General features: G+C 55.8%; 21 protein-coding genes and 2 pseudogenes. 8 read left to right on the top strand and 15 right to left on the bottom strand.

Going from position 1 to position 20,726, the window contains the following annotated elements:
• The 6 genes and pseudogenes from ftsI to mgrB all read right to left on the bottom strand — a co-directional run bounded on the left by ftsI (nucleotide 1) and on the right by mgrB (nucleotide 4,352).
• Entirely contained in the window at nucleotides 1–1,719 is a 1,719-nt protein-coding gene (ftsI, locus tag AB8804_RS01265; protein WP_371182195.1) for a peptidoglycan glycosyltransferase FtsI, read from the bottom strand.
• A 218-nt stretch (nucleotides 1,720–1,937) separates the two neighbouring features.
• A complete protein-coding gene (gene cspE / locus AB8804_RS01260) occupies nucleotides 1,938–2,147 on the bottom strand; it encodes a transcription antiterminator/RNA stability regulator CspE (RefSeq protein ID WP_001062678.1) in 210 nt (69 codons plus the stop codon).
• Nucleotides 2,148–2,159: 12 nt separating this feature from the next.
• A pseudogene (locus AB8804_RS01255) lies at nucleotides 2,160–2,304 on the bottom strand (DUF2627 domain-containing protein).
• 526 nt (nucleotides 2,305–2,830) lie between these two features.
• Entirely contained in the window at nucleotides 2,831–3,820 is a 990-nt protein-coding gene (locus tag AB8804_RS01250) for an MBL fold metallo-hydrolase (protein WP_371182193.1), read from the bottom strand.
• 23 nt (nucleotides 3,821–3,843) lie between these two features.
• Entirely contained in the window at nucleotides 3,844–4,134 is a 291-nt protein-coding gene (locus tag AB8804_RS01245) for a YebO family protein (RefSeq protein WP_371182191.1), read from the bottom strand.
• 74 nt (nucleotides 4,135–4,208) lie between these two features.
• Entirely contained in the window at nucleotides 4,209–4,352 is a 144-nt protein-coding gene (mgrB, locus tag AB8804_RS01240; RefSeq protein ID WP_371182189.1) for a PhoP/PhoQ regulator MgrB, read from the bottom strand.
• A 158-nt stretch (nucleotides 4,353–4,510) separates the two neighbouring features.
• On the opposite strand from mgrB, the gene AB8804_RS01235 reads away from it, so the two are divergent.
• Nucleotides 4,511–4,750 carry a YobH family protein gene (locus tag AB8804_RS01235; protein WP_371182187.1) on the top strand — a complete coding sequence of 80 codons (240 nt, stop codon included), beginning with the start codon at nucleotides 4,511–4,513 and terminating at the stop codon, nucleotides 4,748–4,750.
• A gap of 64 nt (nucleotides 4,751–4,814) precedes the next feature.
• Here AB8804_RS01235 and kdgR read toward each other — a convergent pair whose 3' ends face one another.
• The 5 genes from kdgR to AB8804_RS01210 all read right to left on the bottom strand — a co-directional run bounded on the left by kdgR (nucleotide 4,815) and on the right by AB8804_RS01210 (nucleotide 10,218).
• Nucleotides 4,815–5,606 (bottom strand): DNA-binding transcriptional regulator KdgR, encoded by a 792-nt coding sequence (kdgR, locus tag AB8804_RS01230; RefSeq protein ID WP_371182185.1) that lies wholly within the window; start codon nucleotides 5,604–5,606, stop codon nucleotides 4,815–4,817.
• A 195-nt stretch (nucleotides 5,607–5,801) separates the two neighbouring features.
• Nucleotides 5,802–6,683, bottom strand: coding sequence for a protease HtpX (gene htpX / locus AB8804_RS01225; protein WP_101737478.1), 882 nt, complete (start codon nucleotides 6,681–6,683; stop codon nucleotides 5,802–5,804).
• 192 nt (nucleotides 6,684–6,875) lie between these two features.
• The gene (gene prc / locus AB8804_RS01220; RefSeq protein ID WP_371182184.1) at nucleotides 6,876–8,924 is read right to left on the bottom strand and encodes a carboxy terminal-processing peptidase; all 2,049 of its coding nucleotides are present in this window, start codon (nucleotides 8,922–8,924) and stop codon (nucleotides 6,876–6,878) included.
• Nucleotides 8,925–8,943: 19 nt separating this feature from the next.
• A complete protein-coding gene (proQ, locus tag AB8804_RS01215; protein ID WP_371182182.1) occupies nucleotides 8,944–9,624 on the bottom strand; it encodes an RNA chaperone ProQ in 681 nt (226 codons plus the stop codon).
• Between the two features lie 96 nt (nucleotides 9,625–9,720).
• Nucleotides 9,721–10,218, bottom strand: a complete 498-nt coding sequence (locus tag AB8804_RS01210) for a GAF domain-containing protein (protein WP_371182180.1) — start codon at nucleotides 10,216–10,218, stop codon at nucleotides 9,721–9,723.
• Nucleotides 10,219–10,350: 132 nt separating this feature from the next.
• On the opposite strand from AB8804_RS01210, the gene yebS reads away from it, so the two are divergent.
• From yebS to AB8804_RS01190, 4 genes and pseudogenes are all read left to right on the top strand, one after another.
• Nucleotides 10,351–11,634, top strand: a complete 1,284-nt coding sequence (gene yebS / locus AB8804_RS01205; protein ID WP_371182178.1) for a membrane integrity lipid transport subunit YebS — start codon at nucleotides 10,351–10,353, stop codon at nucleotides 11,632–11,634.
• Nucleotides 11,603–14,236, top strand: coding sequence for an MlaD family protein (locus tag AB8804_RS01200; RefSeq protein ID WP_371182176.1), 2,634 nt, complete (start codon nucleotides 11,603–11,605; stop codon nucleotides 14,234–14,236). The genes yebS and AB8804_RS01200 overlap by 32 nt, the downstream gene beginning before the upstream one ends.
• A 77-nt stretch (nucleotides 14,237–14,313) precedes the next feature.
• A pseudogene (rsmF, locus tag AB8804_RS01195) lies at nucleotides 14,314–15,756 on the top strand (16S rRNA (cytosine(1407)-C(5))-methyltransferase RsmF).
• Between the two features lie 102 nt (nucleotides 15,757–15,858).
• Nucleotides 15,859–16,098, top strand: a complete 240-nt coding sequence (locus AB8804_RS01190) for a YebV family protein (RefSeq protein ID WP_006176013.1) — start codon at nucleotides 15,859–15,861, stop codon at nucleotides 16,096–16,098.
• 155 nt (nucleotides 16,099–16,253) lie between these two features.
• Here AB8804_RS01190 and AB8804_RS01185 read toward each other — a convergent pair whose 3' ends face one another.
• Nucleotides 16,254–16,469, bottom strand: coding sequence for a hypothetical protein (locus AB8804_RS01185; protein ID WP_371182174.1), 216 nt, complete (start codon nucleotides 16,467–16,469; stop codon nucleotides 16,254–16,256).
• A gap of 165 nt (nucleotides 16,470–16,634) precedes the next feature.
• Between AB8804_RS01185 and AB8804_RS01180 the strand changes: the two genes are divergently transcribed.
• On the top strand, nucleotides 16,635–17,576 hold the full coding sequence (locus tag AB8804_RS01180) for a VirK/YbjX family protein (RefSeq protein WP_371182172.1): 942 nt from the start codon (nucleotides 16,635–16,637) through the stop codon (nucleotides 17,574–17,576).
• Nucleotides 17,577–17,981: 405 nt separating this feature from the next.
• On the opposite strand, the gene AB8804_RS01175 is transcribed toward AB8804_RS01180, so the two are convergent.
• Genes AB8804_RS01175 through yobA form a run of 3 tightly spaced genes read right to left on the bottom strand, consistent with a single transcriptional unit; the run spans nucleotide 17,982 to nucleotide 19,575 of the window.
• Nucleotides 17,982–18,323 carry a YebY family protein gene (locus AB8804_RS01175; RefSeq protein WP_371182798.1) on the bottom strand — a complete coding sequence of 114 codons (342 nt, stop codon included), beginning with the start codon at nucleotides 18,321–18,323 and terminating at the stop codon, nucleotides 17,982–17,984.
• Between the two features lie 9 nt (nucleotides 18,324–18,332).
• Nucleotides 18,333–19,202: a copper homeostasis membrane protein CopD gene (gene copD / locus AB8804_RS01170; protein ID WP_371182170.1), complete on the bottom strand. Its 870-nt coding sequence runs from the start codon at nucleotides 19,200–19,202 to the stop codon at nucleotides 18,333–18,335.
• A 1-nt stretch (nucleotide 19,203) separates the two neighbouring features.
• Entirely contained in the window at nucleotides 19,204–19,575 is a 372-nt protein-coding gene (yobA, locus tag AB8804_RS01165) for a CopC domain-containing protein YobA (RefSeq protein WP_371182796.1), read from the bottom strand.
• A 136-nt stretch (nucleotides 19,576–19,711) separates the two neighbouring features.
• Between yobA and AB8804_RS01160 the strand changes: the two genes are divergently transcribed.
• Both AB8804_RS01160 and AB8804_RS01155 read left to right on the top strand, forming a co-directional pair.
• Entirely contained in the window at nucleotides 19,712–19,942 is a 231-nt protein-coding gene (locus tag AB8804_RS01160; protein ID WP_008500465.1) for a DNA polymerase III subunit theta, read from the top strand.
• A 109-nt stretch (nucleotides 19,943–20,051) separates the two neighbouring features.
• Nucleotides 20,052–20,702 (top strand): nitrilase-related carbon-nitrogen hydrolase, encoded by a 651-nt coding sequence (locus tag AB8804_RS01155; RefSeq protein ID WP_371182168.1) that lies wholly within the window; start codon nucleotides 20,052–20,054, stop codon nucleotides 20,700–20,702.
• Nucleotides 20,703–20,726: the final 24 nt, after the last annotated feature.

Genomic DNA, 20,726 nt, shown 5'->3' with positions numbered 1-20,726 from the left:
TCAGCGCATGACGATCAGATGGTCAGAATCTGCCGGAAGGCCGTCAGGCTTAACGTTTTCCAGGCGCAGCACGTTGCCCATGATCTCGCTGAATACCGGCGCGGAAACGGCGCCGCCGTAGTAAGCGCCGTTCTGCGGATCGTTGATGACCACCACCAGCGCAAAGCGCGGATTGCTCGCCGGGGCAACGCCCGCGGTGTACGCGACGTATTTGTCGACGTATTTTCCGTTTTCATCGATTTTCTTCGCCGTACCGGTTTTCACCGCCACCCGATAATCCCGCACCGCGGCCTTGATTCCCCCGCCGCCGGGAAGCGCTACGCTTTCCATCATGTGCTCCACTTCATGGGCAATTTCCTCTGGCATAACCCGTTGCCCTATGACGGGCGGATCGATGCGGGTGATGGATAAGGGGCGAGCAAGACCGTAGCTGCCGATGGTGGCGTAGACGTGCGCCAGCTGCAGCGGCGTCACCATCAGGCCATAGCCAAACGCAAACGTCGCCCGGTCGAGCTGGCTCCAGTATTTACGCTGCGGCAACAGCCCCCCGCTTTCTCCCGTAAGGCCAAGCCCCGTGTTGCTACCGAATCCAAAGTTCTTATAGGTTTCAAGCAGGCGCTGGATGGGCATCGCCAGCGACAGCCGGGAAACGCCCGTGTCGCTGGATTTTTGCAGAATGCCGGTCATCGTGAGCTCGGGATAATAGCCGACGTCGCGGATGCGGTGGCCATCGAGCGTATAGGGTCGGGTATCGATGACGCTGTCCGGCTGCACCAGGCCCTGCTGAAGCGCGGTCATCAGCACCAGCGGCTTAACCGTTGAGCCGGGCTCGAAGGTGTCGCTGATCGCCCGGTTGCGGAAATCATTCAGCGTCGCGCCGTCCCGGTTGTTAGGGTTAAAGTCCGGGAAGCTCGCCATCGCCAGGATCTCCCCGGTCTGAATGTTAATCAGCACCGACGCCCCGGACTCGGCCTTGTTCCACGCTACCGCGTTATCCAGCGCGTCTTCAGTAATGGTTTGCAGACGCTCGTCGATACTGAGCTGGATGTTATGCGCGGGAACGGCAGCCACTTCCGTCAGGTTTTCAACCACGTGGCCGTAGCGGTCTTTCCTCACCTGCCTGACGCCGGGCTTGCCCGTCAGCTGCGCGTTGAAGCTTTTTTCTACGCCTTCAATGCCCTGCCCGTCGATATTGGTGAAGCCAATCAGGTTCGCCGCCACGTGTCCGGCCGGATAAAAGCGCCGGGATTCATCGCGCAGGTTGATGCCGGGCAAGCGAAGCTTGTCGATCCACTGCGCCTGAGACGGATCGACCTGCCGCGCCAGATAAATAAACCGCCCCTGAGGGTTACTGTTAATGCGCGCCGCCAGCGTGCTGAGCGACAAATGCAGCGCGTTCGCCAGCGCCTGCCAGCGGTCGTCGTAGCCAACGCCCCCCTTCGCCAGCACGGTTTTGGGATCGGCCCAGACGGCCCGGACCGGCACGCTCACGGCAAGCGGCCGCCCTTCCCGGTCAATAATCATGCCTCGCGGTGCGTCAATCGCCACTTCACGCAGCGAGCGCATATCTTCCTGCTTAACCAGGTTATCCGGCTTAATAATCTGCAGCCAGGCGACACGCCCCAAAAGGAAGGCCAGACTGCAAAAAATAGCAAAACAAAGCAGAGCAAAGCGCACCGGCGTGAAGCTTCCGGTGTTTAATATCGTATTCTTTTTCACCTGAACCTCAGGACTGTTGATCAACGCCCTGATTTAACGAGAAAAACCTTAATGAAGGGGATGTGACAATGCTAATAACGTCGCACATTTGCAACAAGGTACGAATGAGGGAGGCGTTCGACATACTTTGAAAAATTCAGCCATAAAAAAGCCCCGCTTAAGCGAGGCTTTATGTCTGAGATTGAAGCGCTTACGCCCTTCAGTCAGCAGCGATTCGATCAGATAGCAGTTACGTTAACTGCAGCAGGGCCTTTCTGGCCGTCCTGAATTTCGAACTCTACGTTCTGGCCTTCAGCCAGAGTTTTGAAGCCGTTACCCTGGATTGCAGAGAAGTGTACGAACACGTCTTTGCTGCCGTCAGCAGGAGTAATGAAGCCAAAACCTTTAGATTCGTTGAACCACTTAACTTGACCTTTAATCTTTGCCATTTGCAAAATTCCTTAGAGTGTTTTCTTAGCCCGCAGGCATTAACTTAGATAAAACTGAGACATTACTGCTTGAGGCACTAATATAAGGTTCGGCATAGAAGCGGTATTCAACGACAACGTGTTTACTCAGGACTTCTTTACTGAAAATGCCACACATAAACAGAACTGTACCTCGTTTGACCCAAAACGTGTTATCACATACAACGTTAAATATGGCAAGCCATTTTTAAACGTGTCTCGATCCGCCGCACAAATTCTGGCACTCCCCTGTACCACTTTGCGCATTTATGCGCACAGGATAGGTTCACGCTGCCAGCCCTGACCGCCCAACCGTTGCATACACAACCGCTGTAATCTAAGACATTTTTACCATAGCTCAATCATTACAAACCGTCCAGGCGAAATGAGAAGTTTCTTTAATCCGCTGATTGAGTTAGAACAAAATGTGAAAAGTTATGCAGTAAAAGTTGCAATACGAAGAAAATGTGCGCCTGTTAGCCGTGCGCTATAAAACACGCAATATTTGTATTAAAAAGCAGCGATTAATAACAGCCCTTATGCACTAAAATAATGAAAGTTTTATGACTCTGCCTCAAAAAAAAGGCAAGCAAAACGTTTCGATAAAAATAAACTTCTCGTTGAAGTTTTCAAATACAGAATATATGCGATGGATGTCATGTAATTTACAAGGATAAATATTCGCCAATTTTCAGTGTCATGAAAGAATGTTTAACCGATGCTAAATCTTTCAGCGCCTGCGTAAGTTCATTTACGGGTTCATCAAGCGACTCATCCCCCAGCTCGAACACGCCCCAGTGGATGGGAAATGCCAGAGGATGGCCCAAGGCTTCCCATAGCGCCACGGCGCTCTGCGGGTCCATATGGTGTGCGGACATGAACCATCTCGGTGCATATGCACCAATCGGCAGCGCAGCGGCGCCTATCTTGCCCAGCCGCTCGGGAATGGTCATCAGCTCGGGGGAATACCCTGTGTCGCCGCTAAACCAGAAGCGGCGCTGACGCCCTTCAAATACCCAGCCGCACCACAGGGAACGATTACGATCCCATGGCGTGCGCATGCTCCAGTGCTGTGCCGGGACGGCGGTGAAGGTCATCCCCTGCCACGTCATGCTTTGCCACCAGTCGAGCTCGACGATATTTTTCGCTCCCCGACGACGAAACCACTCTGCCAGGCCAAGCGGGACGAAAACGGTAAGGTCGGGAAATCGCCTGAGGAGTCGGCGCACCGTTGCGGTATCGAGGTGGTCGTAATGGTTATGGGAAATGACCAGCGCATCAAGATGCGGTAAGCGCTCGGGGGTGATGCAGGGTGGCGTTCTGCGCCGGGGCCCCAGAAACGGCACGGGGGAAGCGCGATGGGAGAAGACCGGGTCGGTCAGGATAATGTTGCCGTCCATACGCAGCAGCACGCTGGCATGGCCTAGCCACCATGCACCGTCCTCAGCGTTATCATTAAGCGCTGCGGGCTGCCACCAGCGTTGAAGAAACGCGTCGTAGCCCAGCGAGGGGGGATTTGGCAACCCGGCGGCCTTACGTACCTTGCGCCACCGTGCAACGTCGCCAGGCTGATGCCCGACTGACGCGGTATTACGAAAGCCCTCAGCGGTATGATGTTTCAGAGAGGGGTCGTACCAGGGATTCTTCCAGACCACGGCCACCTCCAGCAGTACACAGATTAGCGCTCCGCCACCAGGCGGATAAAATCGTCTTCGTCTTCTGCACCGCCTGTCACTGTCTCTTTAGCTTCAGCCTTCTCTTCCGGCTCGTTCGCTTCACACAGACGGCGAAGCAAAGCGGTCTGACGCTTTTGCTGATCGAGCAGCGCTTCCAGCAGCTCGATGTGCTCATTCGTACGGGAACTGGCGCGGTTAACAAAGAACCACAGGATCAGCCCAACGACCAGAACAACGAACGACACGACCAGGGAGGCCAGACCCAGCAGCCCCGAATTGATTAACTCACCCATTTTACCACCTCAATAAAAACGGCTAGTTTACCACTGGCGTGAAGGAAGAGAATCATCTGCAAAAAAAATGCTGGCTACCACGGAATAAACTGGTTAATTGCGCAAACGCCGCTAAAGAATTGTACGTCCTGATCGCACATCACGTTGATCGTTTGCGTCCACAGCATCACGCATGCAATCAACACAATAATCAGAACTACCCAGCGTATTTTTTTCACTCCACACTCCGTCTTATGACCCGATGCGACCAGGTTAACACGGTCACCTTAAACAGAAACTAACTGTAACCCAACGGACTCATTTCAGAATCATGTACTTGTTTCCCGCATCAAACGCTTTACGCTTACTGCATGAAAACAACGAGAAAGAGGCAATAATGCGTTTAATCATTCGCGCCGTTATCGCGGTCGCTATTTTATGGATTGGCCTGCTGTTAACGGGCTATGGCGTGCTTGTGGGAAGCACGGAAAATGCCGCAGGCTTAGGCATCCAGTGCAAATTTTTGACCGCGCAGGGTATCAGCACCGCGCAGTATATTCATTCGGACAGCGGCATCATCGGGTTAACCAACTGCCCGGTGCTGCGTAAAACATCCGTTGTGAATGATAACGGCTAATTCTGCCAGCCAGACGCATAAAAAACGCCGCAATTAATGCGGCGTTTTTTATGTCCGTCAGCGCTTAGAACGGATAGTCGTTATAGCCCATCTGCTCCGAGATTTTGCGCGCGGCGGTGTGCAGCATGGCAACGTACTCATGCAAACGCTCTTCCGAGAAGCGCAGCGTCGGGAAGGAGATGCTCAGGCCGGCAATCACCACGCCAAACCTGTCGAACACCGGTACGCCGATGCAGCGCAGCCCCTCTTCCTGCTCTTCGTTGTCTTCGCCATAGCCCTGCTCACGGACCTGATCGAGAACCGTTAACAGCTCGTCAGTGGTTGTGATCGTGCGCCCGGTGCTGCGCTTATACTCAACGCCCTCGAGGATCTGCTTCACTTCCTCACGATCGCGCCACGCCAGCAGCACTTTACCGATGGCGGTGCTGTACAGCGGGTTGCGGCGACCAATGCGTGAGTACATGCGCAGGTTGTACATCGAGTCGATTTTGTGGATGTAGACAATGCTGTCTTCGTCCAGCGCGCCGAGGTGAATGGTCTCTTTCGTCAGGCGAGAAAGCTCACGCATCTGAATGTCTGCGCTGCGAACCAGATCCACGTTCTGCAACGCGCGAGCGCCTAATTCGAACAGTTTTAACGTCAGGGAATACTTTTCGGACTCTCCTTCCTGGGCGACATAGCCTAACGACTTCATGGTTTGCAAAAAGCGATAAACGGTGCTTTTCGACATCATCACACGCTGTGATAACTCTGTAATACCAATTTCACGCTCTTCTCCGAGCGCCTGTAAGATGCCAAACACCTTCAGCACGGAAGAAACAGAATCTGGCTGCTTATCCAAATCTGCAATTGCCATTTATCACCTCATGGAGAGTGTTTTATAAAAATCAGAACGATTTTTTATTATAATTTCAAGCGGACTCAGCCGCAATCAGTCTGCGCGGACTTCGTTAGAAATCTGCGACATAACGTGCAGGAGCGTGCTGTAGCAGAGGGATTGTGGCAGGCATAAAAAAGCCGGGCAGTCGCCCGGCTTGCTTTACGTTTACGGTTACTTCAAATACTCACCGCTGCGCAGCGCTTCGATACGCTTATCCAGCGGCGGGTGGGACATGAACAGCTCGCTCAGCGACTTTGATTTACCGTTGATGCAGAACGCCATCATGCTGTTCGCTTCCTGCGGCTCGTAGCTGGTTTTAAGACGCTGGAGCGCCGCAATCATCTTCTCACGGCCGACAAGCTTCGCAGAGCCCGCATCCGCGTGGAACTCACGGTGACGGGAGAACCACATAGTGATGATGCTGGCCAGAATGCCGAACACCAGCTCAAGCACCATCGACACCGCAAAATAGATCAGCGGGTTACCGTTGCTCTCTTCGCCCTCATCACGGTTGCCGCCCATAAAGCCTGCCGCAATCTGCGCCAGAATACGCGAGATGAAAATAACGAAGGTGTTCACCACGCCCTGAATCAGGGTCATGGTCACCATGTCACCGTTGGCAATATGGCTGATTTCATGGGCGATAACGGCCTCAGCTTCGTCACGGCTCATGTTCTGCAGCAGCCCGGTGCTCACTGCCACCAGAGACGCATCGCGACGGGCACCCGTTGCAAAGGCGTTAATATCCGGCGCATGGTAAATCGCCACCTGCGGCATAGCGATTCCAGCCTGTTTGGACTGCTGGGCGACCGTATTCATCAGCCAGCGCTCCATATCGTTACGCGGCTGTTCAATCACCTCACCGCCAACGGACTTCAGGGCCATCCACTTTGACATCAGCAGGGAAATGAAGGATCCGCCAAAACCAAACAGCAGCGCCATAATCAGCAGGCCCTGAACGCTGCTCGACTGTATTCCTGTCAGGCTTAGCACGAGCCCGAAGACCACCATAACCGCCAGGTTGGTGAGCAGGAAGAGCGCGATTCGCATCATAATATTCTTTTAACCTCTGTTTAACAAAACGCACTATGCGATTACCCACATCGTATGGGTATTACGGCTATTTTCAAGGATTCAGGGGGCGTAAGTCACCAGAAAGACACAACTTTACACAATTGAAACATGGACTGACGGGACGATGCAGAAATAAAAAAACAGGCACAATTTCTTGTGCCTGTTGGGGGATTATTTTGCCGGTGCGGGCTGCACGGCGGGCTTATCTTTTTCCAGATGGGCCAAATCGAGTGCGATATGTACCGTTTCGTCGAGGTAAGGATCCGGCTCCTGGTAATCTTTTGGAAGATCGTCCAGTTTCTTAAGCAGCGGTTTACCTTCGCGCTTGAAGCGATCGTTGACTCGTGCCAGGCGCGTCGCGTCGTCCTCATTGTTCTCTTTCTCACGCTGCGCGTAGTTCAGAGAAACAATATTCCGCTTATCCTTCAGGGCATTGAAGCGAGCAATGTCCTTCATGATGTACTGGAACTCAGGATCTTTAGCGATACGCTCGTTATGGTCCTTCATCAGCTCAGGACCAAACGGCGTCATATCACCGGACTTCACGAACGTCGCGGCGTTGATGCTATCCCACGGCAGCGCGTTGTCTTCAAACTTCTCGCCCGTTTCGGTCTCTTCCGTGCCCGTTGGCATCAGAATGTCCGGCGTCACGCCTTTACGCTGGGTACTGCCGCCGTTCACGCGGTAGAACTTCTGAATGGTGTACTGTACTGAACCCAACGCAGGCCATTCCGGGCGCAGCATCTGGTCGTAAATACGATTCAGCGAACGATACTGCTGAACGGTACCTTTGCCGAACGTCGGCTCACCGACGATCAGCGCGCGTCCGTAATCCTGCATGGCCGCGGCAAAGATTTCAGAGGCAGACGCACTGAAGCGATCCACTAAGACCACCAGCGGACCTTTGTAGTACACCACGCCGTCGGTGTCCGCATCCTCACGCACCTTACCGTTATTGTCCCGCACCTGAACCACCGGTCCAGACGGAATAAACAGGCCAGAAAGGGAAACCGCTTCGGTTAACGCCCCGCCGCCGTTGGTGCGCAGATCGATGATAACGCTGCTGACATTTTGCTTTTCAAGCTTCTGCAGCTGTACTTTCACATCGTCCGTCAGGCCGACGTAGAAGCCAGGAATATCCAGGACCCCAACCTTCTCTTTACCCACGGTTTTCACCGACATTTTCACCGCACGATCTTCCAGACGGATACGTTCACGGGTCAGGGTAACGATACGGGTTTTAGTGCCCTTGCCGGCAGGCAGGATCTCAAGGCGCACCTTGCTGCCTTTCGGGCCTTTGATCAGCGCGACCACGTCATCAAGACGCCAGCCGATCACGTCGACCATGCCCTTGCCGGTTTGGCCGACGCCGACAATACGGTCACCCACGCTGATCGCTTTGCTTTTCGCGGCCGGGCCACCGGCGACCATCGAGTTAATAACGGTGTAATCGTCGTCCATTTGCAGCACCGCGCCGATACCTTCCAGAGACAGGCTCATTTCAGTATTGAACTGCTCGGTGTTACGCGGAGACAGATAGTTCGTGTGCGGGTCGATTTCGTGCGCGAACGCGGTCATCGCCAGGGAGAACACGTCTTCGCTGTTGGTTTGCGCCAGACGGCGAATGGCAAACTTGTAACGACGATTGAGGGTTTCACGAATTTCTTTTTCGTCTTTCCCCGCCAGCTTCAGGCTGAGCTCGTCGTATTTGACTTTCCCGTCCCACAGCGCGTTCAGCTCGGCTTCGTCTTTCGGCCAAGGCGCTTTGCTGCGGTCCAGGTTGAAATTGTCGTTGCCGGTGAAGTCCATTGGACGTTCCAGCACTTTCAGCGCGTATTGATAACGTTCGAAGCGGCGCTTTTGCGACAGGTTATAGAGGTCATAGAACAGGTCAAGCTTGCCGGAGCGCAGCTCATCACCCACTTCGGTTTTGCGTTTGGCAAACTGTTCGACGTCGCTGGCCAACAGCACGTTATGGCTGTAATCCAGCAGGTTCAGATAGCGGTCGAAAATTTTGGCCGAAAAGGCCTGATCAAGATCGAACTGACGATAGTGCGAACGAGTAAAGCGCGACGTCACGCGCTCACTCACCGTCGCGTGCTGAGTCTCTTCCTTTAACACCGGAAGCTGATCGGCACGCGTAATATCGTCCACAGCGAAAGCATGACCTGTTATAGCAAACAGGCCAGCCAGCGCGGTGAGCTTAAAAAAAGTGTTCATGCCAGGCTTGGCCTCCGTTTCAGAACAACAAGTGTTCTGCGCGTACAATCATTGACATACCAGAAGTCAGCTGTACACGAACGCCATCTTTGGTGATTTCCATAACGGTGGCGTCCATCGCATTGTTACCGGCTTTGACCTTCAGCGCCTGACCTACGTTCAGCGCGTTGATGTCAGAGACAGGCGTATGCTGCTGTTCTTCACGCGGCGCACGCGGGGCTTTTGCCGGTTTGTCAGCACGCGGTTTACGATCGTTATTTTCATTACGGCGCGGAGCAGGACGCGGTTTACGTTCACGACGCGGCGCTTCTTCGCCGTTTGCCGCTGCGGCTTCGCGTTTTTTCGCCTGCTGTTCAGCACGCTGTGCCTGAACGCGCGCTTTGGCTTCTTCAAGCTGCTTGCGGGCATGCTCTACGTGCTGTTCATCCAGCTCACCGCACGGGTTGCCATCAAGATCGACACGCGTTGCGCCCGGTTTAATACCGTAAAGGTAACGCCAGCTCGAAGTGTAAAGACGTAAAGCAGAGCGGAGCTGAGTTTTGCTGAGATTCATCTCACCCTCAACGCGCGCTACCAGATCCTGAAAAATACCGACCTTCAGGGGACGCGCTTCACCCTCAGCGCTGAAGCACTGTGGGAAACGCTCTGCCAGAAATGCGATAACTTCTTTACTGCTATTCAACTTAGGTTGATTTTCCATGAAATTTCCTGATTACAACGGACGTTGCCAACTCGCGCAGGCATGAACAGGCGACATTATAATGACGTCATCCGTAAATGCTACGTTATCCGTTGATTATCCTGCGACGCTCGCAAAGAATTTTTGATAATCGGTAGCTTCGAGCACCGTCTCCAGATTCGCCACCAGCTCGCGCAGGCCCTGCTCATCCTCGGCGCTAAAGCGGCCGTATGCGATACTGTCGATGTCCAGAACGCCAATAATCTGATTTTTAACCACCAGCGGCAGTACGATTTCAGAGTTACTGGCCGCATCGCAGGCAATGTGCCCGTCGAACGCATGCACATCTTCAACGCGCTGAACCTGTTTCGTTGACACCGCGGTACCACATACTCCGCGACCAACCGGAATGCGCACGCAGGCAATTTTGCCCTGGAACGGTCCGAGCACCAGCGTTTCACCTTCAAGAAGATAAAAGCCAGCCCAGTTAACCTCAGAAAGACGTTCAAACAGTAGCGCGCTGGTATTAGCCAGAGTCGCTAAGAAACTGGTTTCACCTGCCATTAATGCCTTAAAATCGCGGTTGAGATCCGCGTAAAATTCTGTTTTGCTCATTCTTAAACCATTTAGTTATCTTACAAATTTTTCGCACAGCCTATTAAAATAAGCATTAAATGCGCTCATGCTCAAGATGAATCCGTTCATGAGTTATTATAACTATCAACAATACATTTCTTCGTGCAACCGATGGCCTTAAAAACACCCAGATTTACGCCGGCAAAGAAAATTACCGTTCACACGGTCAGCGAAGCGTTGCCTCGTGCACATTATCAGCGTTGTCCGCAATGCGATACGCTTTTTATGCTGCCAAAAATGAAATCGCATCAAAGCGCCTATTGCCCCCGCTGCGACGCCAAAATCCGCGACGGGCGCGACTGGTCCTTAACCCGTCTCGCGGCGATGGCCATGGCGATGCTGCTGCTGATGCCCTTTGCCTGGAGCGAGCCGCTGCTTAAGCTGCATCTGCTTGGCCAGCGCATCGACGCCAACGTCCTGCAGGGGATCTGGCAGATGACGCGCCAGGGCGATCCGCTGACCGGCGCAATGGTGCTTTTCTGCACCGTTGGCGCGCCGCTGGTGCTGGTTGCCGCTATCGCTTACCTCTGGTTTGGCAATATTCTGGGTATGAACCTGCGCCCCGTCCTGCTGATGCTTGAGAAGCTCAAAGAGTGGGTGATGCTGGATATTTATCTGGTCGGCGTCGGCGTTGCTTCCATCAAGGTGCAGGACTACGCGTTTTTACAGCCCGGCATCGGACTGTTCGCCTTTATCTCGCTCGTTTTGCTCAGCATTCTCACGCTTATCCACCTGAACATTGAGCAGCTCTGGGAACGCTTTTACCCGCAGCGCCCCGCCACCCGGCCGGATGAAAATCTCCGCGTCTGCCTGGGCTGCCATTACACCGGCCTGCCCGACGCGCGCGGACGCTGCCCGCGCTGCCATATCCCGCTGCTGTGCAGACGCAACAACAGCCTGCAAAAATGCTGGGCCGCGCTGATTGCCTCGCTGGTGTTCCTGATCCCGGCCAACCTGCTGCCGATTTCTATTATTTATGTCAACGGTGGACGCCAGGAAGACACTATACTCTCGGGGATCATCTCCCTCGCTCACAGCAACGTTGGCGTGGCGGCGATTGTGTTCATCGCCAGTATTCTGGTGCCGTTCACCAAGGTCATCGTTATGTTTACGTTGCTCATCAGCATTCACTTTAAGTGCGAGCAAGGACTGAGAACGCGCATTCTGCTCCTGCGATTTGTCACCTGGATAGGTCGCTGGTCGATGTTGGATTTGTTTGTGATTTCGTTGATGATGTCGCTCATCAATCGCGATCAGCTACTTGCCTTTACTATGGGACCCGCGGCTTTTTATTTCGGCTCAGCGGTGATATTGACTATTCTTGCAGTTGAATGGCTTGACAGCCGCTTACTTTGGGACGCACATGAGTCAGGAAACGCCCGCTTCGCCGACTGAAGCGAGAATTAAAACAAAACGCCGCATTTCACCTTTCTGGCTGCTGCCCGTCATCGCGTTGATGATTGCTGGCTGGCTGATCTGGACGAGCTACGAGGATCGCGGAAACACCATCACCATTGATTTCCAGTCCGCTGACGGGATCGTCGCCGGACGCACGCCCGTGCGCTTCCAGGGCGTTGAGGTCGGTACCGTTCAGGATATTTCGCTCGGCAAGGGGCTGAATAAAATTCAGGTCCGCGCCAGCATAAAATCCGACATGAAGGACGCGCTGCGCAGCGAAACGCAGTTCTGGCTGGTGACGCCAAAAGCGTCTCTCGCCGGGGTTTCCGGCCTGGACGCGCTGGTGGGCGGTAACTACATCGGGATGATGCCGGGCAAAGGCGAGCCGCAGGATCATTTCGTTGCGCTGGATACCCAGCCGAAGTATCGCCTGAACAACGGGGATTTGATGATCCATCTGCAGGCACCCGATCTGGGCTCGCTGAACAGCGGTTCGCTGGTCTACTTCCGCAAAATTCCCGTCGGGCGCGTCTATGACTACGCCATTAACCCGAACAAACAGGGCGTCACCATCGACGTGCTGATTGAGCGCCGGTTTACTAACCTGGTGAAGAAAGGCAGCCGCTTCTGGAACGTCTCCGGCGTGGATGCGGACCTGAGCCTGAGCGGCGCGAAAGTGAAGCTTGAGAGCCTGGCCGCGCTGGTTAACGGCGCGATTGCCTTCGACTCCCCGGAAAACTCTAACCCCGCTACCGCCGACGATACGTTCGGGCTGTATGCCGACCTGGCGCACAGCCAGCGCGGCGTGATCGTCAAGCTGGCCCTTCCCGATGCCAAAGGGCTAAAAGCAGGCTCCACCCCGCTGATGTATCAAGGGTTGCAGGTCGGCCAGTTAACCAAAATGACGCTCAACCCGGGCGGATCCGTGACCGGTGAAATGACCGTCGACCCGAGCGTTGTCGATCTCCTGCGCGATAAAACCCGCATTGAGATGCGCAGCCCGAAACTGTCGCTGAACGATGCCAGCCTCAGCACGCTGCTGACCGGCAACACGTTCGAGTTAATTCCGGGCGAAGGCCAGCCGAGCAATAGCTTCACCATTGCTCCGGCGGATAAAGCCCTGCTGCAAAAGCCCGGCGTGCTGACGCTGGCGCTTAACGCCCCGGAAAGCTACGGCATCGAAGCCGGCCAGCCGCTGATTTTACACGGCGTTCAGGTTGGACAAGTTCTTGAGCGCGAGCTGACCGAAAAAGGAGTCAACTTCTCGGTTGCCATCGATCCGACGTATCGGGACCTGATTCACGGCGATGCCAAATTCGTGGTCAACAGCCGCGTTGACGTGAAGGTAGGCTTAGACGGCGTTGAGTTCCTCGGTGCCAGCGCCAGCGAATGGGTGAACGGCGGTATTCGCATCCTGCCCGGCGATAAAGGCGCCATGCGGGAGAACTACCCGCTTTACGCCAATCTCGATAAAGCGATTGAAAACAGCATGAGCGACATGCCGACCACCACGCTCACGCTCAGCGCCGAAACCCTGCCGGACGTGCAGGCGGGCTCCGTCGTGCTCTACCGTAAGTTTGAGGTCGGCGAGGTGATCGTCGTTCGCCCGCGCGCCGATGCGTTCGATATTGAGCTGCACATCAAGCCCGAGTACCGCAAGCTGCTCACGCCAAACAGCGTGTTCTGGGCGGAAGGCGGAGCGAAAGTCCAGCTCAACGGCAGCGGCTTAACGGTGCAGGCGTCGCCGCTTTCCCGCGCCCTGCGCGGCGCAATCAGCTTCGATAACCTGAGCGGCGCGGGCGCTAACATCCGTAAGGGCGACAAGCGCATCCTCTACTCTTCCGAAACCGCTGCGCGCGCCGTGGGCGGGCAGATTACGCTCCACGCGTTTGACGCGGGCAAGCTGGCTGAGGGCATGCCAATCCGCTATCTCGGCATCGATATCGGTCAGATCCAGAAGCTGACGCTGCTGACCGCGCGTAATGAAGTGCAGGCCACCGCCGTGCTCTACCCGGAATACGTCCAGACGTTTGCCCGCAACGGCACCCGCTTCTCGGTCGTTACGCCGCAAATTTCCGCGGCGGGCGTTGAGCACCTCGATACCATTCTGCAGCCGTACATCAACGTCGAGCCGGGGCGCGGCAACGCCCGCCGCGACTTTGAGCTGCAGGAAGCGACCATTACCGACTCGCGCTACCTTGACGGCCTGAGCATCGTGGTGGAAGTTCCGGAAGCCGGTTCGCTGAATATCGGCACGCCGGTTCTGTTCCGCGGCATCGAAGTGGGTACGGTCACCGGCCTGACGCTCGGCACGCTGTCCGACCGCGTGATGGTGGGCATGCGCATCAGCCAGCGCTATCAGCATCTGGTGCGCAATAACTCGGTGTTCTGGCTGGCCTCCGGGTATTCGCTGGACTTCGGCCTGACGGGCGGCGTGGTGAAAACCGGTACCTTCAACCAGTTCATTCGCGGCGGGATCGCGTTTGCTACCCCGCCGGGCACGCCGCTGGCACCTAAGGCGCAGCCGGGCAAACACTTCCTGCTGCTGGAAAGCGAGCCGAAAGAGTGGCGCGAGTGGGGAACCGCCCTGCCGCGCTAATCAGCAAGGCTCCGGTGTCAACGCGCCGGAGCCTTTATGCTACACTGCGCACCTGAATTTTTCCCTGTGGTGTGCCCGTGGCTCAAAACTCCGTATTTCTTCCTGAACAATTCCTGGCGCAGATGCGCGAGGCGCTTCCCGCTCATCTCTCCTTCGACGATTTTGTCGCGGCCTGCCAGCGCCCGCTGCGCCGCAGCATCCGCGTGAACACCTTAAAAATCAGCGTCGATGATTTCCTGAACCTGGTGTCGCCCTACGGCTGGTAGCTCGCGCCCGTGCCGTGGTGCGAAGAGGGGTTCTGGATCGAGCGTGACGACGAGGATACGCTGCCGCTGGGCAGCACGGCCGAACACCTGAGCGGCCTGTTTTATATTCAGGAAGCCAGCTCGATGCTGCCGGTCACGGCGCTGTTCGCCGATGGCGCCGCGCCCGAGCGGGTGATGGACGTTGCCGCCGCGCCGGGCTCGAAAACGACGCAAATCGCGGCCAGAATGGGCAACCGCGGTGCGATCCTCGCCAACGAATTTTCCGCCAGCCGCGTTAAGGTTCTGCATGCTAACATCAGCCGCTGCGGCATTCACAACGTCGCCCTCACCCACTTCGACGGCCGCGTGTTTGGCGCGGCGCTGCCGGAAGCGTTTGACGCCATTCTGCTGGATGCCCCCTGCTCGGGTGAAGGCGTGGTGCGTAAAGATCCGGACGCGCTGAAGAACTGGTCGGTTGCAAGCAATCTGGAGATCGCCTCTACGCAGCGCGAGCTGATTGACAGCGCGTTCCACGCCCTGAAGCCCGGCGGCACGCTGGTCTACTCAACCTGTACGCTTAACCGCGACGAGAACGAAGCGGTGTGCCTGTGGCTGAAGGCGCAGTATCCCGATGCCGTTGAGTTTCTGCCGCTGAGCGAGCTTTTTACCTCAGCAAAAGAGGCCGTCACACCTGAAGGATTCCTTCACGTCTTCCCACAAATCTATGACTGCGAAGGCTTCTTTGTTGCGCGCATGCGCAAAACCCACGCGGTTCCCGCGCTGCCGGCGCCCGGCTATAAGGTTGGTAAATTCCCGTTTGTACCGCTAAAAGGCCGGGAAGCGGCGCAGGTCGAAGACGCCGCCAGCAGGGTCGGGCTGGTCTGGGACGATAGCCTGCACCTCTGGTCGCGTGACAAAGAGATTTGGCTTTTCCCGGCCAACGTTGAGCCGCTGATCGGCAAGGTGCGCTTCTCGCGCCTGGGCATTCGGCTAGCGGAGGTACATAACAAAGGCTATCGCTGGCAGCATGAGGCCGTTATTGCCCTTGCAGGGAGCGATAATACGTTCGCCCTCACCCACCAGGAGGCGGAAGAGTGGTATCGCGGGCGGGACGTTTATCCTGACCATGCGCCGCAGCAGGATGAGGTTATCGTGACCTATCAGGGACATCCCCTTGGACTGGCGAAGAAAGTCGGCTCAAGGCTGAAAAATAGCTACCCGCGCGAGCTGGTGCGCGACGGCAAACTGTTTACCGGTAACGATCGTACGGCGTAAAAAAACGCACTTTTTTACTGGCGATATTGCTCTCCTTGTCTACGCTAAAAAATGGGCGACCATACTGGTCGTACCAGATTTTTCCCAAACCCGGAGAGCATTATGACGAAAACCAGCGTGCGGATTGGCGCTTTTGAGATCGACGACGCAGAACTGCGCGGCGAAGCTCAGGGCGATCGAACGTTAAGTATTCCCTGCAAATCCGACCCGGATTTGTGCATGCAGCTGGATGCCTGGGATGCCGATACCAGCGTCCCGGCAATTCTTGATGGCGAACACTCTGTTCTTTACCGCGAGCATTACGACAGTAAAACCGATGCCTGGGTCCTGCGTCTGGCCTGACCCAAAGAGAACCCGCCCGAAGGCGGGTTATTTATTACTGTAACACCCTCTCTTTTTTCGTTCGTCGCCGCTCAGCACAGAAAATCAAATACCGCCGTTCAGGATCCAACGCGAAAAATCATAATGTTCAAGGCTGTTTAACGCCATTTTCGTGATTACCGCGGACGGCGCGAACTCTTTAATCTGCAAAAGCCGCTGGCATTTAATGCTGTTTTGCCGAGAATGATTATTTCTCCCGTAGAAATAAGCAGGTCTGCTTCTGAATTAAACTTTCGGCGAGCCCGTTCGTCCATCAGCCACGGATGGCAGCCGTGAACATCGCTTACACACCAGAGATGACGCCATTGTCCGCCATCAGGATTCAGGTCCATAACGCCTCCCGTGTGGGTTAGCGTTATTATTAGCACGCATCGGATAATACTTAACTTCACAAATCCCAACGAAGGGTAAACCAAGCGAGAATAAAGCCGCCAGACCTATTACCCCTCATTTGCGGCGCAATTAGAATAGCGGTGAAAATAGGGAGGAGACCTGACGTGTCAAACACACAATTAGAAAGCGAAGCATTATATGCCCCGCGCACAAATATCATTTCTGAGCTGGTAAAAGGACAGCGCGTGCCGGGCCCAATCTGGCAGAAGCGCGATTATCGCCTGAAATTCTTACTACGCACGCTTATCTTCTGGTCATCCACCCACCGCATGCTGGACGCGTTATCCAGCCGGAGTGACTTTGATCGACTGCTGGCCTCCCAAATCACGCTGCCGAGCAAAACGCATCGCCAATATCTGATGCGCGGCATGACCGCCCGCGACCGTGCGGAAGCTATCGTCAGCCACTACTGCTGGATCGACAGCCTGAAGAACGCTTCTCTGGCGCAGGCCCTGACGAGCCCGGAAGAACAGCCGATTGTGCATTTTCATGCGAAAAACGACGCCCGCTTTAGCGTCACCGCGTCGTCCGCCCGCAAGGCGGAGCGTGAAGGTGAAAGCACGCTCTGGCTGCACGACAGCGAAAACACGCTGCTTGCCAGCCTGACGTTTACCGTCACCCGCCGAAACGGCCAGTCTGCCCTGATCGTGGGCGGCCTGCAGGGCCCTCGTCGCGACGTCTCCCGGGATACCATCAAGCAGGCAACGCGCGCGTGCCACGGGTTATTCCCCAAGCGCATTCTGCTGGAGGTGGTCTATCAGCTGGCGGCGCAGTCTCACATCAGCGCCATTTTCGCCGTCGGCGATGAGGGCCACGTGTTCCGCGCGCTGCGCTACCGCCTGAGCAAGGGCCGTCATTTCCACGCCAGCTATGACGAGTTCTGGGACTCTCTTGAAGGCAAAAAGCTGTCGCCGTTCTGCTGGCAGCTGCCGCCGCAGCTTGAGCGTAAATCGCTTGAGGAGATCGCCAGTAAAAAACGTGCCGAATACCGCCGCCGCTTCGAGCTGCTTGATGAGATTGAAGCGTCCGTGACGTCGCGTTTTTAAGCGCCTCGCCGCTTTTGCCAATCAGATACAAAAATTTAACAAAACTGTTAAAAAGGGCTGGACTTTCGCCCGCCGTAGTGTGATATGGTTTAAACAGCCGTGCAGGACGCCGGGCTTCTGTGGAAAGCGGTTATTGGATTTAACCGTTTACTTTCAAACAGATAAAAAGAGACCGAATACGATTCCTGTATTCGGTCCAGGGAAATGGCTCTTGGGAGAGAGCCGTGCGCTAAAAGTTGGCATTAATGCAGGCTCAATCGCCTTGCCCTTTAAGAATAGATGACGACGCCAGGTTTTCCAGTCCACAGTAAAAGTGTGCTGAAAAAAGGCGTAAGAGCATCAACAAAAACAAAAAACCGCAGCGCCTTCACAAGCGACTGCGGTTTTTTATTGGAAACCAGAAGGCTAGCAGAGCTTATCGGCACGCTCGATGAACGGGGCCAGGCTCATCTTCTGACCGGGACTTGCCGGATCGTCAATCTGAATCACGCTGATTGGCTGCCCGTTGCTTTTGCCGCTGGCGACCTGCTGTTCTGCGATGTCGTTTAACGGATACTGCACCAGGGTGCTGGGGTTAATCGCGTACAGCGCGTGGCCCGGACGGCAGGTGAGCATCACCTCTTCGCGGTTAAACGCCCATTTGTCTTTACCCACTTCAAAACGGCTGACGGTGATTACCTGCGGCGCGGCCAGCGCGCTTCCCGCGCAGGTTAACAGTAAAAGGGAAAGCAGTGTCTTTTTCATAATTAAACCTTGTCAGAAGGGTTCCCAGGTCGCAAACAGGCTGACCGCTGCCAGCACAGCCGCGCCGAGCGCCACCTCTGCCTGTGTCATCCTGATAAAAATCCGCTGTGCCCGTCCGGCGTCCGGACGAAAGCGAGGCACCAGAAAATACCGATTCGCCAGCGCAATTGCTACCATCATCGCCACCAGCGCACATTTGAACAACAGCAGCTGGCCGTATTCGGTGCGCCAGGGCGCGCTAAACCCGAGGATAAAGAGCGCGTTGAAGATGCCGGTGAGCAGCACGCCCGCCACGGCGTAATGCCCCACGCGGGAAAAGCGCATCATGGTATAGATAGCCGCGCTCTGCCAGCGCCCCTTCGCCAGCCGCATGCAAAACAGCAGCGGGAGTAATCCCCCCAGCCACGCGGCGGCGCAAATCAGGTGAACGGCATGGTTCAGGCGCTGCGCGGCCCCCGCCAGCCCCTCGTGCATGGTCGCGTGCCCGACCCCGGCCAGCAGCATAAATTGCCCCGCGGCGAGCAGCAGCAGGCGCGATCCTTTCACGGGCGCGAGCCACGCCGCGCAGGCGGTAATCAGGGCCAGAATAATCTGCCACAGCCAGACGCTGCCAAACTGCGTTCCAAGCACGATGCGCCAGATCTCTGGACGCAGCACGTCGCCCCAGCCGTTGCCCATTAATCCGCCCTGTACGGCAAACATGGCTAGCGCGCTCGCCAGGCTCACCAGCGCGGCGATCTTTTGCTGCGTCTGGAAGCGGCGCGTCATCAGGCGATGCAGCGAAGAAGGTGCGAGCCAGGCGCTGTACAGCGCGTTGCCGAAGAAAAGCATTAATGCGCCAAAGTGAACAAAGCGCAGCGCGACATAGCAAAGCGCCAGCATGTTATTTCACGCTGAAGCTGTAGCTGCCTTTGGTTTTGTGGCCGTCAACGGAGACCACGTGCCAGTCGACCTGATAGGTTCCAGCCGCCAGCGCGTGCTCAAGCGGGACAATGAGCAGAGCTTTGTCCTGCTCATCGCGTTTTACCGCGCCGGTCTTAATGACCTGCTGCTGGGCGTTGGTGATGACGACGCCGCTGAAGCCCGGCTCCACGCCTTCAGAAAACGCCAGCGTAATGCGCTGCGGGGCGTTAACCACGCTGTTTGCGGCCGGCGTAGGCTGCTTCAGATGCGCATGCGCCCAGACGGACGGCGCGACCGCGGCGGAAGCCAAAAAAACGAGCGCGCAAACCGCGCGGTAAGCGGATAAGCCCATCATAATCATTCCTTTTTGTTATGCCTGTATGGTCAAGAATAACTCTGTATAATAGCCGAGTCGAGGATCATCCTGCCCCGCTTGTCATCGTCGTGCAATCGCGGTAACGTTGCCGCCGCATAAAAAGGAGAAGGAAATGAAGATCAATCTGGCCGCCCTTCCTCAGGACGAAATGGATAAAGTGAATGTGGATCTCGCCGCCGCAGGCGTTGCCTTCAAAGAGCGTTACAACATGCCTGTCGTGGCGGAAGTGGTTGAGCGTGAACAGCCTGCGCACCTGCGCGACTGGTTCCGCGAGCGCCTCATCGCGCACCGCCTCGCCTCGGTTAACCTGTCGCGCCTCCCCTACGAGCCGAAAGTTAAATAAGCTTAACGAGACGTTACACTTCCTTACACGGAATATGGCAGGATTAGAAAACCCTTATTAATTTAGGTGTATTCTTAAATTCTGCGACTCTGTGCATAAGGAAATCACGATGTCACGATGGAATATTGCCGCTGCCCAATACGCAGCGCAGCATCATCACGTTGAGGAACATGTAGAACACCATCTTCGGTTTATCATCGAAGCCGCCCGCCAGCAGTGTGATTTACTGGTATTCCCCGAGCTTTCGCTGACGGGGCCCGCGACGGCCTATCTCCCCGCGCCGCCGGACGACCGTCAGCTTGCCCCTCTGCTGGCCGCCGCCAGAGAGCATCGCATCACGCTCATCGCCGGTATCACCATCGACCGTCAGGGTCAACGCTATAAAGGTCTCACCCTCTTCTCCCCCAAGCGCGAGGCCATTCTGCGCTATCCGCAGGGCAGCGGCGCGAGCCTGATTCCGGGGGACAAACAGCTCACCATGATTGACCCGCATTCAGACGAGCCGGACCTCGATCCGCAGGCCACGCTGTTCACCAGCAGCCAGGCGGTCGGCGACAATAGCTGGCGCCAGTCGATCGGCATGCTGCAACGCTTTGCGCATAAATACGCCATTGCCGTGCTGATGGCGAATGCGCGCAGCGGCAGCGCCCTGTGGGATGAAAAAGGCCAGCTGATCGTTCGCGCGGACAAAGGCGAGCTGCTGTTAACCGGTTCGTTGAGCCGACGGGGTTGGCAAGGCGATATCATTCCTTTAGGCTAAACGTTTTATGGTCAGGAGCGATCA

This window comes from Enterobacter sp. KBR-315C3_2022, assembly GCF_041399425.1.
Taxonomy (GTDB): domain Bacteria; phylum Pseudomonadota; class Gammaproteobacteria; order Enterobacterales; family Enterobacteriaceae; genus Enterobacter.
Note: the sequence above shows the minus strand (reverse complement) of the source record. Positions and strands in the feature narration are given on the sequence as shown.

Bases quoted from the DNA above. Each gene is read 5' to 3' on its own strand.
- cspE (WP_001062678.1), bottom strand. From the start codon at position 2,147: ATGGCAAAGATTAAAGGTCAAGTTAAGTGGTTCAACGAATCTAAAGGT.
- AB8804_RS01245 (WP_371182191.1), bottom strand. From the start codon at position 4,134: ATGGGTGAGTTAATCAATTCGGGGCTGCTGGGTCTGGCCTCCCTGGTC.
- AB8804_RS01235 (WP_371182187.1), top strand. From the start codon at position 4,511: ATGCGTTTAATCATTCGCGCCGTTATCGCGGTCGCTATTTTATGGATT.
- kdgR (WP_371182185.1), bottom strand. From the start codon at position 5,606: ATGGCAATTGCAGATTTGGATAAGCAGCCAGATTCTGTTTCTTCCGTG.
- htpX (WP_101737478.1), bottom strand. From the start codon at position 6,683: ATGATGCGAATCGCGCTCTTCCTGCTCACCAACCTGGCGGTTATGGTG.
- prc (WP_371182184.1), bottom strand. From the start codon at position 8,924: ATGAACACTTTTTTTAAGCTCACCGCGCTGGCTGGCCTGTTTGCTATA.
- proQ (WP_371182182.1), bottom strand. From the start codon at position 9,624: ATGGAAAATCAACCTAAGTTGAATAGCAGTAAAGAAGTTATCGCATTT.
- AB8804_RS01210 (WP_371182180.1), bottom strand. From the start codon at position 10,218: ATGAGCAAAACAGAATTTTACGCGGATCTCAACCGCGATTTTAAGGCA.
- yebS (WP_371182178.1), top strand. From the start codon at position 10,351: ATGGCCTTAAAAACACCCAGATTTACGCCGGCAAAGAAAATTACCGTT.
- AB8804_RS01200 (WP_371182176.1), top strand. From the start codon at position 11,603: ATGAGTCAGGAAACGCCCGCTTCGCCGACTGAAGCGAGAATTAAAACA.
- AB8804_RS01190 (WP_006176013.1), top strand. From the start codon at position 15,859: ATGACGAAAACCAGCGTGCGGATTGGCGCTTTTGAGATCGACGACGCA.
- AB8804_RS01185 (WP_371182174.1), bottom strand. From the start codon at position 16,469: ATGGACCTGAATCCTGATGGCGGACAATGGCGTCATCTCTGGTGTGTA.
- copD (WP_371182170.1), bottom strand. From the start codon at position 19,202: ATGCTGGCGCTTTGCTATGTCGCGCTGCGCTTTGTTCACTTTGGCGCA.
- yobA (WP_371182796.1), bottom strand. From the start codon at position 19,575: ATGGGCTTATCCGCTTACCGCGCGGTTTGCGCGCTCGTTTTTTTGGCT.
- AB8804_RS01160 (WP_008500465.1), top strand. From the start codon at position 19,712: ATGAAGATCAATCTGGCCGCCCTTCCTCAGGACGAAATGGATAAAGTG.
- AB8804_RS01155 (WP_371182168.1), top strand. From the start codon at position 20,052: ATGTCACGATGGAATATTGCCGCTGCCCAATACGCAGCGCAGCATCAT.